Source organism: Ancylobacter vacuolatus, from assembly GCF_030813595.1.
Classification (GTDB): domain Bacteria; phylum Pseudomonadota; class Alphaproteobacteria; order Rhizobiales; family Xanthobacteraceae; genus Ancylobacter; species Ancylobacter vacuolatus.
This window is the reverse complement of sequence record NZ_JAUSUH010000004.1, coordinates 148882-163038: the sequence shown is the minus strand read 5'-3', so window position 1 is coordinate 163038 and position 14157 is coordinate 148882. Positions and strand designations below refer to the sequence as shown.

At 66.8% G+C, this 14157-nt stretch carries 16 protein-coding genes; 8 read left to right on the top strand and 8 right to left on the bottom strand.

What is annotated here, in order from left to right; translation table 11 throughout:
- The first annotated feature begins 557 nt into the window (after nt 1-557).
- The gene (locus J2S76_RS11265) at nt 558-1127 is read left to right on the top strand and encodes a GNAT family N-acetyltransferase (RefSeq protein WP_307060501.1); all 570 of its coding nucleotides are present in this window, start codon (nt 558-560) and stop codon (nt 1125-1127) included.
- A 38-nt stretch (nt 1128-1165) separates the two neighbouring features.
- Here J2S76_RS11265 and J2S76_RS11260 read toward each other — a convergent pair whose 3' ends face one another.
- Nucleotides 1166-1975 carry an AraC family transcriptional regulator gene (locus J2S76_RS11260; protein WP_307060498.1) on the bottom strand — a complete coding sequence of 270 codons (810 nt, stop codon included), beginning with the start codon at nt 1973-1975 and terminating at the stop codon, nt 1166-1168.
- Nucleotides 1976-2250: 275 nt separating this feature from the next.
- Here J2S76_RS11260 and J2S76_RS11255 point away from each other — a divergent pair, with 275 nt between their 5' ends.
- Nucleotides 2251-3015: an HAD family hydrolase gene (locus tag J2S76_RS11255; RefSeq protein ID WP_307060496.1), complete on the top strand. Its 765-nt coding sequence runs from the start codon at nt 2251-2253 to the stop codon at nt 3013-3015.
- A gap of 6 nt (nt 3016-3021) precedes the next feature.
- Here J2S76_RS11255 and J2S76_RS11250 read toward each other — a convergent pair whose 3' ends face one another.
- The 7 genes from J2S76_RS11250 to J2S76_RS11220 all read right to left on the bottom strand — a co-directional run bounded on the left by J2S76_RS11250 (nt 3022) and on the right by J2S76_RS11220 (nt 9258).
- Nucleotides 3022-3792 (bottom strand): SDR family NAD(P)-dependent oxidoreductase, encoded by a 771-nt coding sequence (locus tag J2S76_RS11250; RefSeq protein WP_307060494.1) that lies wholly within the window; start codon nt 3790-3792, stop codon nt 3022-3024.
- A 13-nt stretch (nt 3793-3805) separates the two neighbouring features.
- Nucleotides 3806-4486, bottom strand: coding sequence for an ABC transporter ATP-binding protein (locus J2S76_RS11245; RefSeq protein ID WP_307060491.1), 681 nt, complete (start codon nt 4484-4486; stop codon nt 3806-3808).
- Complete coding sequence (locus tag J2S76_RS11240) at nt 4458-5297, bottom strand: ABC transporter ATP-binding protein (RefSeq protein ID WP_307060489.1); 840 nt, start codon at nt 5295-5297, stop codon at nt 4458-4460. Before J2S76_RS11240 ends, J2S76_RS11245 begins: the two co-directional genes overlap by 29 nt.
- The gene (locus J2S76_RS11235; protein WP_307060487.1) at nt 5291-6325 is read right to left on the bottom strand and encodes a branched-chain amino acid ABC transporter permease; all 1035 of its coding nucleotides are present in this window, start codon (nt 6323-6325) and stop codon (nt 5291-5293) included. The genes J2S76_RS11240 and J2S76_RS11235 overlap by 7 nt, the downstream gene beginning before the upstream one ends.
- Nucleotides 6315-7256 carry a branched-chain amino acid ABC transporter permease gene (locus tag J2S76_RS11230; protein WP_307060485.1) on the bottom strand — a complete coding sequence of 314 codons (942 nt, stop codon included), beginning with the start codon at nt 7254-7256 and terminating at the stop codon, nt 6315-6317. The genes J2S76_RS11235 and J2S76_RS11230 overlap by 11 nt, the downstream gene beginning before the upstream one ends.
- Nucleotides 7257-7402: 146 nt before the next feature.
- Entirely contained in the window at nt 7403-8509 is a 1107-nt protein-coding gene (locus tag J2S76_RS11225) for a branched-chain amino acid ABC transporter substrate-binding protein (protein WP_307060483.1), read from the bottom strand.
- Nucleotides 8510-8583: 74 nt separating this feature from the next.
- Nucleotides 8584-9258, bottom strand: coding sequence for a GntR family transcriptional regulator (locus tag J2S76_RS11220; RefSeq protein WP_307060481.1), 675 nt, complete (start codon nt 9256-9258; stop codon nt 8584-8586).
- 168 nt (nt 9259-9426) lie between these two features.
- Here J2S76_RS11220 and J2S76_RS11215 point away from each other — a divergent pair, with 168 nt between their 5' ends.
- Genes J2S76_RS11215 through J2S76_RS11190 form a run of 6 tightly spaced genes read left to right on the top strand, consistent with a single transcriptional unit; the run spans nt 9427 to nt 14147 of the window.
- On the top strand, nt 9427-9969 hold the full coding sequence (locus tag J2S76_RS11215; RefSeq protein ID WP_307060479.1) for a cupin domain-containing protein: 543 nt from the start codon (nt 9427-9429) through the stop codon (nt 9967-9969).
- A gap of 55 nt (nt 9970-10024) precedes the next feature.
- Nucleotides 10025-10777, top strand: a complete 753-nt coding sequence (locus tag J2S76_RS11210) for an SDR family oxidoreductase (RefSeq protein WP_307060477.1) — start codon at nt 10025-10027, stop codon at nt 10775-10777.
- Nucleotides 10778-10781: 4 nt separating this feature from the next.
- Complete coding sequence (locus J2S76_RS11205; protein ID WP_307060475.1) at nt 10782-11567, top strand: aspartate dehydrogenase; 786 nt, start codon at nt 10782-10784, stop codon at nt 11565-11567.
- 14 nt (nt 11568-11581) lie between these two features.
- Nucleotides 11582-12808, top strand: coding sequence for an NAD(P)/FAD-dependent oxidoreductase (locus J2S76_RS11200; protein WP_307060472.1), 1227 nt, complete (start codon nt 11582-11584; stop codon nt 12806-12808).
- Nucleotides 12809-12823: 15 nt separating this feature from the next.
- Nucleotides 12824-13825: a 4-hydroxyproline epimerase gene (locus J2S76_RS11195; protein WP_307060470.1), complete on the top strand. Its 1002-nt coding sequence runs from the start codon at nt 12824-12826 to the stop codon at nt 13823-13825.
- A 7-nt stretch (nt 13826-13832) separates the two neighbouring features.
- Nucleotides 13833-14147, top strand: coding sequence for an NIPSNAP family protein (locus J2S76_RS11190; RefSeq protein ID WP_307060469.1), 315 nt, complete (start codon nt 13833-13835; stop codon nt 14145-14147).
- Nucleotides 14148-14157 lie beyond the last annotated feature (10 nt).

Here is a 14157-nt window from a genome sequence, read left to right as displayed (position 1 = left end):
AGGCGCCGGCAAAGCGGAACGGCGCGCAGCCATGGCGTTGGAAGGCACTGCGACTGGCCTCGTCGGCCTTGCGATAGAGGACGCCCTTCTGACGAAGCCGAACTGAACGCCATCGGCCGGCAGGCCCGCGCTCCGTTTCCCGCCACGGCCGCAGGGGACGGCCGTCTTCGTCTTCGCTCCAGACTGTGTCTGATACGGCCTATCTTGTCTCCAGCCGCCGCTCAAAGACGCTCTCCACGTCGTCGAGAAGCCCACTCCATTCGCCGTCTTCATCTATGCCGGTCATGCGCAGAAGGAACCGGCCCTCGACGGCCAGCAGCGCGACCCGAGCCGCCTGCCCATCGCTCGCTCCGCATCGTCGCCGGCCAGATTTCGGGTGAGCAGGGTGAGGCATTGATCGGGGCAGGCAGGATCGCCGTCACTCAGGCACACTCCGTGTTGTTGACGACGGCGGCCGGGGTGGTCGCGATGCTGGCGGTCGTGGTTTTCTTCGCGCTGGCCGGGTATCGCGGCCAGTCCCATGCGCATCATTGACCGCCTTTTGAAGAGGTCCGGACATGCAGATCATCGAAACCGAGCGCCTGATCCTCCGCCCCTTCCGGGAGGGCGATGCAGCGGACCTGTTCGCCTATCTGCGTGCGCCCGCCGCCACCTGCTTCCTCTCGCTCAAGCTCGCAGACCTGGCCGAGGCGGAGGCCGAGGTCAGAAAGCGCGCCCTCGACGAGGGCAGCGTGGCGATATGCCTGAAGCAGACCGGTCAGGTCATCGGCGATCTGTTCAGCGGCGCCGGAGAGGGTGAGGAGGACGAGACGGCCTCGGTCGGCTGGAACCTCAATCCGCAATTCGGTGGCCGGGGATATGCGTTCGAAGCCGCCAGAGCCTTCTGCGACCATCTTTTCCGGGCAAAGGACTTTCGCCGGCTTTATGCCTATGTCGAAGACCACAACACGCCCTCGCAGCGCCTCTGCGAAAAGCTCGGCATGCGCCGGGAAGGCGTGTTCATCGAGTTCGTATCGTTCACCAAGGACGATGCGGGCCATCCGATCTACGAAAACACCCTGCAATACGCCATCCTGCGCAGGGAATGGCTGTCGGGTGTTCCGGCAATTTGGCAACCGCCGGGATGACCGGCGCTGGCGCTACGCCGGAGAGCATCAGCAGAAGCTCAGGCACTTTCCGCGTTGAGGCGCACCAGAATGTCGGTGCGCAGTGCATCAGATGCAACTTCCTCCGGGTCGTCCAGGAAGTGGTGGATCAGGGGGAAGTCGGCGGGTTCCCGTCCCGATGCCAGAACGCCATCGATGAGGCGTTGGTTTGAATCCTCCAAACCGTCATAGCTGCCGTTATGCCGCAGTGTCGCATAGTGGCCCGGGGCCAAGGTGATGTGCCTGAAAGGTGCGGGCGGCGCGCCGGGATCGCTGAACGCGAGGCAAGCGTCGTAGCGCAGTCGCTCTTCCGGAACGCTGGCCGGATCGTCGAGCGGAATGCCGTAAATGCCCTGCAGGTCCTGCAGCATCCCGGCTCCCTCCGCCCAGTTCCACAGCTGCCAGAAGAGAGCGTTCAATTCGCGATACGCGCCGCCCTGCCGATGCAAGGCGACAAGCTCGCCCCTTTCACGCAATTCGATCCGGACTGGCGCATCGCCGACCGCTGCGGCGGCGATCCGTCCGGTGCCGTGCGATAGGAATTGTGTTGGCGACACCCCCGTTACGCGCCGGAACGTACGCGCAAAGCTCTGCGGCGTGCCGAAACCGCCCTCCATCGCGACCGCTGTGATCGTGGCGTTGCCCTCGGTCAGGCGCTGCTGGGCATTCGCGACGCGCAGACGCGCCACGGTCTGGCCCACCGTCTCACCGGTCATGGCGCGCCAGATGCGGTGAAAGTGGAAGGGCGATACGTTCGCCGCGGCGGCAAGTTCTTCCAGCGATGGTGGAGCGTCCAGACGGGATGCCAGCAACGCGAGGGCGCGTTCCATGCGTGCGATCCAACCCTTCATCTTCGCCGTCTCCAACTATTGCCATGACGGGAGAATAGCCTGACCAACGTCCGCCGGCGGTCCCGATCTTGCTGTTTTTCGATGGCTGCGATCGATCAGGAAGGCGCGTCCCACCAGCGCCTTTCAAGCCATATCGCCCAAGACGGACGACTGCCCACTTCCGGCCATGGCCCGTCTGATTTGCGCGGCTGTCAGCACCCACTTCCCCCGAGACACCCGCATCGACAGCCCGGATACCCGCAAGATGCGCCGGCTTGGTTGCCGCCGGGTGCGACGGGATGAGACAACAGAAAATCGCCGGCGACGTATCCGACGCATCAATCGGACGACGCGGAACGTATCGACAGGGAGGCCGACTGATGGACTCACACCCCGCACCGCAGGTCAAAGCGATTATTTTCGATTTTGATGGGGTCATCCTCGATTCAGCGGGCGTGAAGACACAGGCCTTCGCCCACTGCTATGCGGGCGAAGACGCCGGCAAGATCGCCGCCGTCGTCGATTATCAGCAGCGGCACGGCGGCATTGGGCGACGCGAAAAGTTCGCCCATTTCGAGCGCAGCCTCTTCGGCCGGCCTGCCGATCCCCTGTCGCTGGACGCGCTATGCCGCCGCTTTGCCGAACACATCGACCGGGCCATGCGGGAGGCACCGTTCATTCCGGGAGCGCGGGAGACCTTGCGGGCGCTGCACGGCCGGGTGCCACTTCATCTCGTCTCCGGCATGCCGGAGGACGAACTGGTGGCGGTGCTGGCGCGGCGCGGGCTCACGCCGTTCTTCGCGTCGGTCGCCGGCGCGCCCAAGCACAAGCGGGAGGAGTTTCGCCGCATCCTCGGCGTAGAGGGCCTCACACCGGAAGAGGTGCTGGCGGTGGGCGATTCCACCACCGAGTTCGAGGCCGCGCGCGACCTTGGCATCCCGTTTCTCGCCATTGTGGGGGAGGGGGCGCCGGACTTCTTTCCGCCCGAGGTGCCACGGCTGGCCGATCTTTCCGCCTTTCCCGCTCTCCTCGCGGGGTAAGCGCGCTCAGTTCATCCACAACCCGCCGGTGACGTTGATCGCCTGCCCGGTCATGTAGGCGGATTCGTCCGAGGCGAGGAAGGCGACGACGCGGGCGATGTCGTCGGGTTCGCCGACGCGGCCGATCGGGATGAGGTGCTCGCGCTCTTTCGCGGTGGGCAGCCCCTGCTCGCGGGACATCCGGTCGGCGTCGTCGCGCATTTTTGTGCCGACGATCGAGCCGGGACAGACGGCGTTGACGTTGATGCCGAGCGGGGCGACCTCGGCGGCCAGCGCCTGGGTGAACACGATCACCGCCGCCTTCGAGGCGGAATAGGCGGCATAGCTCGGCTTGCCGATCTTGCCGAACCAGGAGGCGATGTTGACGATGCGCCCGGCGCCGCGGTCGATCATGTCCGGCAGCACCGCACGGGCGACATGGAAGACGCTGTCGGTGTTGATGGCGAACATGCGCCGCCAGGCCGCGGGCTCGAGATCGACCACCCTGCCGACCCCGGTGATCCCCGCATTGTTGACGGCAATGTCGATCGGTCCGAGCGTGGTCTTTATCTCTGCCACCGCCGCCGCCACCGCCTCGGCATCCGCCACATCGACGGCGAGCGCCAGCGCGCGGCGCCCGGCCGCCTGTACGAGAGCGGCCGTTTCCCGCGCGCCGGCGAGGTCGAGATCGAGAAGGGCGACGTCGCAGCCCTCCTGCGCGAGGCGGATGGCGATGCCGCGGCCGATGCCGACCGCCCCGCCGGTGACGAGGGCGACGCGTCCGTCAAGATTGTACATCGTGCTGTCCGCCTCAGTGCGCGCCGTGGCTGTCGAGGCCCGGCAGATAGATGTCCTTGATGCGGGGGTCGGCGGCCATCTTCGCGGCCGGTCCCGAACATTGCAGCGCGCCGTGCTCCAGCGCATAGACGAAATCGGCCACCTCGAAGGACAGGTCGATATTCTGCTCGACGAGGATGATCGACACGCCGCTCTCGGCGAGCTTGAGCACGATCTCGAAGATCTGGTGGATGATGATCGGCGCGAGGCCGAGCGAGGGCTCGTCGAGCAGCAGCAGTTCGGGGCTGCCCATCAGCGCGCGGCCGATCGCCACCATCTGCTGCTGGCCGCCCGACAGCCGGCCCGCCGACTGGTGGCGCCGCTCGCCGAGGATCGGAAACAGCCCGTACACCTCGTCGCGCAGCTCGGCGAAACTCTTGCCCCGGCCGGCGATATAGCCGGTGATGAGGTTCTCCTCGACCGAGAGCTGAAAGACCCGCCGCCCTTCCGGGCAATGGCCGATGCCGCGCCGGACCATCTGGTGCGGCTTGAGCCCGGCGACGTCCTCGCCCTTGAAGCGGATGGTCCCGCGCGTGGCGCGGTTCAGCCCGCTGATCGTGCGCAGCAGCGTGGTCTTGCCCGCGCCATTGGGGCCGATCAGGCAGACGATCTCGCCGGGCAGGACCTCAAGGCTGATGCCATGTAAGACCTTCACCCTCCCGTATCCGGACTCGATTGCGTCGACCGCGAGCAGCGGCCTCGATGTCCTTGATGGCTCCTGGCTGGCCAAGATACGCCTCCTGCACTTCGATGTTGGCCCGGATTTCGGCGGCGGTGCCCTGCGCGAGCACCCGCCCGCGCTCCATCACGACGATGGTGTCGGAGATGGACATGATGAGCTTCATGTCGTGCTCGATCAGCACCATGGCGAGGTCGGGCGCGCGCAAAGCGAGAATGTGCTGCTTGAGCTGCTCGGTCTCGCCATGGTTGAGCCCGGCGGCCGGCTCGTCGAGCAGCAGCACGCGCGGGCCGGCGACCACGGCGCGGGCCAGCTCGACCAGCTTCTGCTGGCCATAGGCGAGGCTACCCGCCTGCCGCTCCGCATACGGGCCGAGGCCGAGGCGATCGAGCACCGCGTGGCAGCGTGCGCGCCGCTCCTCGGCCGCCGCCCGGGGGGTGAGGCCGAACGTGTCGGCGACGAGCCGGCCGATCCGTGGCGGGACGAGCGCCACTTCGAGGTTCTTCACCACGCTCATGGCGTCGAACAGGCGGATGTTCTGGTAGGTCCGCGCCAGCCCAGCATGGGCGATGCGGTGCTTGGGCAGCCGCTGCAATTCCACGCCATCGACCAGTATGCGACCGGAACTGACGCCGTAGGAGCCGGCCGCCATGTTGACGAGGGTGGACTTGCCGGCGCCGTTCGGCCCGATCACCGCGGTGATGATGCCGGGCTTCACCGCGAAGGAGACGTCGTCGATCGCCTTCAGCGCGCCGAACTGCTTGGTGACATGGTCGAATGTCAGCATTTGCCGCCTCCCAGCCGTCGCATCAGCCAGGTCGGGCCGAACGGACGGCTGATGATGCCGCGCGGACGGGCGAGGATGATGATGACCAGCGCCATCCCGTAGAGCAGCAGCCGATAGTCGGCATAGGCGCGCAGCAGCTCGGGAATGAGGATCAGCAGCGTCGCGCCAAGCAGCGCCCCAAACGGGTTGCCAAGACCCCCGATCACGATCACCAGCACGATGATCAGCGACTCCCAGAAGGTGAAGCTCTCCGGGCTGACGAAACGCTGCATGGCGGCGAACACCACGCCGCACCCGCCCCCGACGAAGGCGCTGAAGGCAAAGGCGACGAGCTTGACCCGCGTCGTGTCGATGCCACAGCCGCGCGCGGCGTCCTGGTCCTCGCGCACGGCGGACAAGGCGGTGCCGAGCGCGCTCTCCTGGATGCGCCAGACGAACAGGAAGACGACGACCAGCATCGCGACGAGCAGATAGAGGAAGTCGTGCGGCGTGCTCAGCGTCCAGCCGAACAGGTGCGCCTCGTCGATGCGCGCGATTCCCTGCGGGCCATTGGTCACGCCGTCGAGATTGTTCATCAGCACGCGGATGATCTCGCCGAAGCCGAGCGTGACGATGGCGAGATAGTCGCCGCGCAGCCGCAGCACCGGAATGCCGAGCAAGATGCCGGCGAGGCCGGCGAGGCTGGCGCCGATCAGCAGCACCAGCGCGAAGGGCAGGTGGATGTCGAACTGGCCGGAGGCCAGCAGCGCCCAGGAATAGGCGCCGATGGCGTAGAAGGCGACATAGCCGAGGTCGAGCAGCCCGGCATAGCCGACGATGATGTTCAGCCCCAGGCCGAGGATGGCATAGAGCAGGATCATGTCGAGGATGCGCAGCGGATAGGCCGGCAGGAACTGCCCGGCGATCAGCGCCAGCACCGGCAGCAGCGCCATGGCGAGCGCGCCGGGCCACACCCGCATCGTGCGGGCAGGGGCCGCGCTCTGCGCGCCGGCCGCCGCTCCGCCTGTATTCGGTGCGTCAGAAGTCACTCTTGTACACCCTGGTTTCTTCGCTGACATGCTCGCCGAGCAGGCCGGCGGGGCGGAACAGCAGGATCAGGACGAGGACGGAGAAGGCGAAGATGTCGCGATATTCCGTGCCGATGACGCCGCCGGTCAGCACCGGCATCCAGGCGGTGCCGAAGGTCTCGATGGCGCCGAGCAGGAACCCGCCGAGCACCGCGCCGGGGATCGACCCGATGCCGCCGAGAATGGCGGCGGTGAACGCCTTCATGCCGATGACGAAACCCATGGTGAAGGTCGCCACGCCGTAGAAGGACGAATAGAGGATGCCGGCGACGGCGCCGAGGCCGGGGCCGATGAAGAAGATCAGCGAGATCGCCATGTTCGGATTGATGCCGACCAGCGAGGCGGTCTCGGCATTCTCGGCCACGGCGCGGATGCGCACGCCGAGATTGGTGCGGTTCACGAACAGTTCGAGCCCGACCATCAGCACCACCGCGACGAGGAAGATGGTGATCTGCTTGTAGCTGACGACGGCGCCGAAGACGTCGATCGCACCCGACGGCAGGAAAGAGGGATAGATCATCGGCCGGCGGCCGCCGATCAGCATCACCGCGTTCTGGATCACCACCGCCATGCCGAGAGCCGAGAGCATCGGCGCCAGGCGCGAGGTGCCGCGCAGCGGGCGGTAGGCCACGATCTCGACGCTGACGCCGACGAGGCCGACGAGCACGAAGGTGATGAGCCCCACGAGCAGCCCGCCCGTCGGGTGGCCGGCAATGCCCAGCGCGCCGGCAAGCGCGAGGCCGATGAAAGCGCCGGCGGTGAACAGTTCGCTATGGGCGAAATTGATGAGCCGAAGCACGCCATAGACCATCGTGTAGCCGAGCGCGATGAGCGCGTAGATCGACCCGACGGTGAGGGCGTTGATCGTCTGCTGGAGAATGAGGGCGCCCATGTCAGCCTTTCGGTCCGTTGCTTGCGGTAGCGGGCGGAAAGAGGTCCGGCGCAGCGCGCGGGGGCGCGCCAGCGCCGGACCAGGAGGCTTCACGAGACGGGAGGGGGCCGTTCGATGAAGCAAACCCGTTTCGGGAAGGCGGCGCGCTACTGGACCAGCGCGAACTTGCCGTCCTTGACCGCATAGAGGAACAGGAAGGGCTTCTGGAGCTCGCCTGCCGGGGTGAAGGCGACGTGGCCGACCAGCCCGTCAAAGTCGCTCTTGGCGATTTCGGAAGCGATGCCCGCGCGGGTGAGCGGGGTCGGCGCCTTCTCCATCGCCTTGATGATGATGGTGGCCTCGACATAGCCATAGGCCGAGTACGGGCCGGGATCCTCGCCGAACGCCGCCTTGTAGTCGGTCGCGAACTTCTGCAGGGCGGGCGAGGAATCGTAGGGCGGGGCCTGGAAGGAAACGACCGTGCCCTCGGAGGCGGGCCCGGCGCCGGCGATGAAGTCCGGGGTGAAGGCGCTGTCGGCGGCGAAGAAGGTCGCCTTGATGCCGAGCTCGCGGGCCTGCTTCACGAACAGGCCGACCGCCGGCATGACGCCGCCGAAATACACCACGTCGGGGTTTTCGGCGCGGATGGAGGAGAGCAGGGCGCTGAAATCGACATCGGTCTGGGCAATGCCGGAGAAGGAGGTGATGGTGCCACCGCCCTTGGTGAAGTTCTCGCGGAACACCTCGGCCACCCCCTGGCCGAAGGCCTGCTTGTCATGCACGACGGCGGCCTTCTTGGCGCCGAGCTTGGCAAGCGCGTAATCGGCCGGGGCCGAGCCTTGCGAGAGGTCGTTGGCGATGGGCCGGAACAGGTTCTTGTAGCCGGCCTTGGTGACCTTCGGGTTCGAGGCGTTGGTCACCTGCGGCATGCCGCAGCGATTGTAGACATCGGAAGACGGGATGGTCACGCCGCTGTTGAAATTGGCGACGACGGCAAGCATGCCGGTCTCGTCGCAGTGCTTCTGCGCGATCAGCGTGCCCTGCTTGGGGTCGCCACCATCGTCGTCGCGCACCAGGACGAGCTTCTGGCCATGAACGCCGCCCGCCGCATTGGCCTGGCGCACGGCGAGTTCCATGCCGTTCTGCCACGTGGTGCCGAAGAGAGCCTCGGCGTTGGTCGTCGGACCTGCTGTGCCGATGAGGATATCGGCGCGCGCCGCTCCCGTCAGCGCGGCCACGGCAACGGCAGCGTAGAGTATGCTCTTGATACGCATGTCAGTTCCCTTCTCTCTGGGGTCCGTTCCGGACCGTTGCTTCAGGGTGCCAACACGCGCCGGCAGCCCGTTCTTCAAGCTATGTCGCGCGCCTTCCCCATCCGGCCTTCGGCCAGCGACGCGATGAGGTTGCGCGAGACCCGCTGAATGTGTGCCCGCAGCGTGTCCACGCCCCGGCGGATATCGCCGAGCCGGGCAAAGGCGATGAGCGCGCGATGGTCGGCGAGCTCGCGTTCGACATCTTCCGCAACCGCGATCTGCAGGTTCACGTAGCGATTGGCGTGGTCGTGCACGGTGCGCAGCAGTTTGAGCGCGATCAGATGACCGCTCGGGCGATACAGCGCCTCGTGGAAGCGCCAGTTCAGCTCGCCCCAGTTCTCGACGCTGCCGCTCGCCATGGCTTCGTCCGTCACCGCCTCGGCAAGGGCGAAATCCTCTTCCGTCAGGCGCGGAATGGCCGTTTCGAACAGCCAGGTTTCCATGCGCGCACGGATTTCGAAAAGTTCCTCGATCTCCTCCAGCGACAGGGACGACACTACCGTCCCCTTGTGCAGCTCCGACACGACGAGGCCCTCGGCCTCCAGCTGGCGGATCGCCTCGCGCAGAGGGACACGGGAAACCCCCAACTCGGTGGCCAGCTTCTCTTGGCGCAGCGGGGCGCCTTCGGGCAGCTGACCGATGATGATCTGGCGCCGCAATTCGGTGACGATTTGGTCCGTCAACGACTGACGACCGATTTTCACGACCATTCCACAAGCTCCATATTGAATACGATATTCAATTGATACGGATCAACAAGAACAATTATTAGGCAAAAATGGGTTATATATGCCTATTTTTTCATCTTTTATTCTCCTTTCTGAGTGTCTAGGCTGAATATTGTATTCAATTATCTCCCCGGCGAACGGAGCAGACTCATGTCGGAACAGGCGGGCCGGTCGGCCCAGGCGGGCGACACCTCCCATCTCGGCGATGTGCTGGTGAAACAGCCGGGCGAGGAGGTCAGCTACTGGCAGCCCGTGCCGGCCAATGGCCATATCGACGTGATCTTCGCCCCGCATCTCGTGCCGATGGAGTTTCCGATAGGCTTCGGAACCCAGACCGTGCCGCCGGGCGGTTATGTGCGCGAGCATGCCCATGACCGCAATGAGGAAGTCATCTTCGTCATCCGTGGCAAGGGCCGTGCCGTGGTCGAGGGCGTGAGCCACGAGATGCAGTCGGGCTCGGCCTTTTTCATCGGCCGCAACCGCCGGCACATGTTCATCAATGAGGGCACCGAGGACATCCTCTGGACGTGGCTCATCGTGCCCAACGGGCTGGAGGATTTCTTCCGCCTGATCGGCCGTCCCCGTCAGCCGGACGAGCCGACGCCCGAGCCGTTCCCGCGGCCCGAGAACGTGCTGCAGATCGAGCGCGACACCGTGTTCGCGGCCCAGCCGGACGACCAGCGCCAGCCCTGAGCCGACGTGCCCACAGGCCCGCGCGTTCGTGCCCTTCCCGACGATCGAGGAATCCATGCGTCTCAAAGACAAGGTCGCCATCATCACTGGCTCTGCCGCCGGCATCGGTGAATCGGCGGCCGAGCTTTTCGTGCGGGAAGGTGCCCGCGTCCTGCTGGCAGACCGCAATGGCGAGGGGGCCGCGCAGGTCGCCGAACGCCTCGGCCCGAATGCCGCCGCCATCGCCGTCGACGTCAGCCGCAGCGACGAGGTGAAGCGCATGGTGGAAAGCGCGGTAGAGCGTTTCGGCCGGCTCGACATCCTCGCCAACAATGCTGGCTACGGCATCCCCGGTACGGTTGTAAATACCGAGGAGGACGCGTGGGATGCACTGATGGCGGTCAACCTCAAGGGCGTGTTCCTGTGCTGCAAGCACGCGATTCCGGTCATGGCGGCTCAGGGCGGCGGCACCATCGTCAACACCGCCTCGAACGTCGCCTCCGTCGGCATCTTCGACCGCGCCGCCTATGTCGCCTCCAAGGGGGGCGTCGCGGCGCTCACCAAGGCGATGGCGCTCGACCATGCCGAGCAGAACATAAGGGTGAACTGCGTGGCGCCGGGCGTCACCTGGTCGAGCTATTTCGACAGAATGGTCGAGAACCATCCCGACCCCGAGAGTTTCAAGGCCAAGCTCAAGGCGCGCTCGCCGATCAATCGCTGGGCGCAGCCGGTGGAGATTGCCAACGCCATCCTCTGGCTCGCCTCCGATGAAGCCTCCTTCGCCACCGGTGCCATGTTCACCGTCGATGGCGGCATGTCGGCCTGGTGAGGTGATGGGCGCCGCGCGAGACATCGCTCTCATCGGTTTCGGCGCCATTGGCCGGGCGCTGACCGCCGATCTCGGCTGCGACCCCGCCCATCGCCTTGCTGTGCTGACGCACCATGCGGCCGAATTGCCCCCCAACATCCGGGCCCTGCCTGACGTGGCGGCGCTCATCGTTGCCCGGCCCGCTTTGGTCGTCGAGGCGGCGGGGCAAAGCGCGGTGGCGCAATATGGGCCGCTGCTGCTCAAGGCCGGCATCAGCCTCGTCGTCGCTTCCACCGGTGCGCTGGCCGATGAAAGCCTGCTGCAACGCCTCACCGCTGCCGCGCAGGAAAGTGGCGCCCGGCTCATCGTGCCGGCCGGCGCCATTGGCGGGCTCGACTATCTCGCCGCCGTGGCGGGGATCGGGGGCGCAAAGGTGCGCTATATCTCCCGCAAGCCGCCGGCCGCGTGGCGCGCCGAACTGGCGGCGCTGGGGCACGCGTCGGAAAGTCTCGCCTCGGCGATCGTGCTGTTCGAGGGAAACGCGGCGGAGGCGGCCCGCCGCTACCCGCGCAATCTCAATGCCGGGCTGACCGTTGCGCTGGCGGCCGGTCCGGCTGTGGTGAGCGTGCAGGTCATCGCCGACCCGGCGGTGAGCGGCAACACGCATGAGATCGAGATCGAGAGCCCGGCCGGCACCGCCACGCTGCGCTTTGCCAATCGGCCCTCACCCGACAATCCCAAGACGTCGGTCGTTACCGCACTCAGCCTCGCCCAGGCGGTGCGGCGCCATTTCGCTTCGCTGGTCATCTGAGAGAGCCATCCACCATGTCGCGCATTCTCGTCATCGGCGCCGGCATTGTCGGCCTCTCCTGTGCCCGCTCGCTGCGTGCGGAGGGGCACGAGGTAACGGTGCTGGACCGCGACCCGGCCGGGGACAAATGCTCCTTCGGCAACGCTGCCGGCATCGGGGTCACCGAGATCATCCCCGCCTCCGTGCCTGGCCTCGCGTGGAAGGTGCCGGGCTGGCTGGCCGATCCGCTCGGCCCGCTGTCGCTGCGCATGGGTCATTTCCCCAAGCTGCTGCCCTGGCTGCTGCGCTTTCTCAAAGAGGGACGTTGGGACCGGGTGGAGGCGATCGCCGCCTCGCTCGCCACGCTGTCGGCCCGCACCTATGACGACCTTCTGCCGCTGCTCGCCGAGCTCGACCTGATGGGCGACCTGCACCGCGTCGGGGCGCTGTGGGTGTATGAGACGCGGGCGGGCTTCGAGGCGGACCGGCGCTTCCACGAATTGCGCCGCCGGCATGGCCTCGTCTGCGAGGAGATGGACGGCGCGGCCGCGCAGGCTCTGGAGCCGGCGCTGGCGACCACGATCCGCCACGCCATCATGACCCCGCAATGGTCGCATGTTTCCGATCCCAAACGCATCGTCGATCGCCTGCGCGTCCATCTTGAGGCGCGCGGCGTGGCGATGGTCCGGGGCGAGGTGGCCGGCATATCCGGCCATGAGGTGCTGACCCAGGACGGGCGGCGCATCGCCTTCGAGCGGCTGGTGGTTGCCGCCGGCGCCTGGTCGGGCCAGCTCGCCCGCCAGATCGGGGATCGGGCGCTGATCGAGAGCGAGCGCGGCTACAACACCACGCTGCCCGCGCCGGGCGTTTCGCTCACACGCGAGGTGATCTTCGCCGAGCGTGCCTTCGTCGCCACCCCGATCGAGGCGGGGTTGCGCATCGGCGGCGCGGCCGAGTTCGCCGGGCTGGGGGCCGCCCCGAACTATGCCCGCTCCGACGCGCTTGCCCAATTGGGCCGCCGCTTCCTGCCGGGCCTGAACATTGAAGGCGGCACGCGCTGGATGGGCCATCGCCCGACCACGGCGGATTCGCTCCCGGTCATCGGCCGCTCGCCCCGGCGTGACGACGTGTTCTACGCCTTCGGCCATGGCCATACCGGGCTCACCTTCGGCCCGACGACCGGGCGCCTGATCGCCGAACTGGTCGCCGGCCGTCCGCCCGCCGTCGACGTCACCCCCTTCGCCATCCAACGCTTCAACTGAAACGCGGAGCCCGTGATGAACCCGCATACTTTTCTCTGCGTCGATGCCCACACCTGCGGCAACCCGGTGCGCGTGGTCGCGGGCGGCGCGCCGCTGCTGCCCAATGTGTCGATGGCGGAGAAGCGACAGATCTTCCTTCGCGACCATGACTGGGTGCGCAAGGCGCTGATGTTCGAGCCGCGCGGCCATGATGTGATGTCCGGCTCGATCCTCTACCCGCCGTCGCGGGAGGATTGCGAGCTGGGCGTGCTGTTCATCGAGGTTTCCGGCTGCCTGCCCATGTGCGGTCACGGCACCATCGGCACCGTCACCGTGGCGCTCGAACAGGGCTTCGTGGTGCCGAGGGTGGAGGGCCGGCTGGCGCTGGAAGTGCCGGCCGGGCGGGTGGAGATCGAATACACGCGCAATGGCCGCTTCGTCGATCAGGTGCGGCTGTTCAACATCCCGAGCTACCTGCACGCGGAGGGGGTGACGGTCGACATTCCCGGCATCGGCGAACTCGTCGTCGATGTGTCCTATGGCGGCAATTACTACGCCATTGTCGAGCCGCAGAAGAACTGGGCCGGCCTCGACGGCATGAAGGCCGAGGATATCCTGAAGTGGAGCCCGGTGGTGCGCGCGGCCGTGCAGGCAGCGGTGGCCCCGGTGCATCCCGAGGACCCGCGCATCAATGGCGTCAGCCATGTGATGTGGGCGGATGGCCCCAAGCACAAGGAGGCCCATGGCCGCAACGCGGTGTTCTATGGCGACAAGGGCATCGACCGCTCGCCCTGCGGCACCGGCACGTCCTCGCGCATGGCCCAGCGGGTGGCGAAGGGGCTGCTCAAGGTGGGGGACGACTTCGTGCATGAGAGCATCATCGGCACGCTGTTCCACGGAAGGGTGGAGAGCGCCGCCGAGGTCGCCGGCCGTCCGGCGATCCGCCCGAGCATTGGCGGCTGGGCCCGCGTCTACGGCCACAACACCATTACCGTCGACGAGCGCGACCCGCTCGCCTTCGGCTTCCAGCTGGCGTGAGGCGGCGATGATCCTCGAAGAGCGCGACTACCACATCGTGCCGGGCCGGATGGGCGATTTCCTCAACGCCTATGAGACGCTCGGCCTCGACATCCAGAAGCGCTTTCTGGGCACGTTCATCGGTCATTTCGTCACCGAGATCGGCGAACTGAACCATGTCGTCGCGCTCTGGCGCTATGACAGCATGGCCGATCGCGAGGCGCGCCGGGCGCTGATGCTCGCCCATCCGCCATGGCAGGACTATCTCGCCGCGATCAAGGGCATGATCCAGAGCCAGCAGACGCGCCTGCTCGCCCCCACCGCGCTCTCCCCGATGCGCTGACAGAGTCCGC

What these genes read in the sequence shown, in the direction of transcription:
- J2S76_RS11265 (WP_307060501.1), top strand. Translation starts at nt 558, where the DNA reads ATGCAGATCATCGAAACCGAGCGCCTGATCCTCCGCCCCTTCCGGGAG.
- J2S76_RS11260 (WP_307060498.1), bottom strand. Translation starts at nt 1,975, where the DNA reads ATGGAACGCGCCCTCGCGTTGCTGGCATCCCGTCTGGACGCTCCACCA.
- J2S76_RS11250 (WP_307060494.1), bottom strand. Translation starts at nt 3,792, where the DNA reads ATGTACAATCTTGACGGACGCGTCGCCCTCGTCACCGGCGGGGCGGTC.
- J2S76_RS11240 (WP_307060489.1), bottom strand. Translation starts at nt 5,297, where the DNA reads ATGCTGACATTCGACCATGTCACCAAGCAGTTCGGCGCGCTGAAGGCG.
- J2S76_RS11230 (WP_307060485.1), bottom strand. Translation starts at nt 7,256, where the DNA reads ATGGGCGCCCTCATTCTCCAGCAGACGATCAACGCCCTCACCGTCGGG.
- J2S76_RS11225 (WP_307060483.1), bottom strand. Translation starts at nt 8,509, where the DNA reads ATGCGTATCAAGAGCATACTCTACGCTGCCGTTGCCGTGGCCGCGCTG.
- J2S76_RS11220 (WP_307060481.1), bottom strand. Translation starts at nt 9,258, where the DNA reads ATGGTCGTGAAAATCGGTCGTCAGTCGTTGACGGACCAAATCGTCACC.
- J2S76_RS11215 (WP_307060479.1), top strand. Translation starts at nt 9,427, where the DNA reads ATGTCGGAACAGGCGGGCCGGTCGGCCCAGGCGGGCGACACCTCCCAT.
- J2S76_RS11210 (WP_307060477.1), top strand. Translation starts at nt 10,025, where the DNA reads ATGCGTCTCAAAGACAAGGTCGCCATCATCACTGGCTCTGCCGCCGGC.
- J2S76_RS11205 (WP_307060475.1), top strand. Translation starts at nt 10,782, where the DNA reads ATGGGCGCCGCGCGAGACATCGCTCTCATCGGTTTCGGCGCCATTGGC.
- J2S76_RS11200 (WP_307060472.1), top strand. Translation starts at nt 11,582, where the DNA reads ATGTCGCGCATTCTCGTCATCGGCGCCGGCATTGTCGGCCTCTCCTGT.
- J2S76_RS11195 (WP_307060470.1), top strand. Translation starts at nt 12,824, where the DNA reads ATGAACCCGCATACTTTTCTCTGCGTCGATGCCCACACCTGCGGCAAC.
- J2S76_RS11190 (WP_307060469.1), top strand. Translation starts at nt 13,833, where the DNA reads ATGATCCTCGAAGAGCGCGACTACCACATCGTGCCGGGCCGGATGGGC.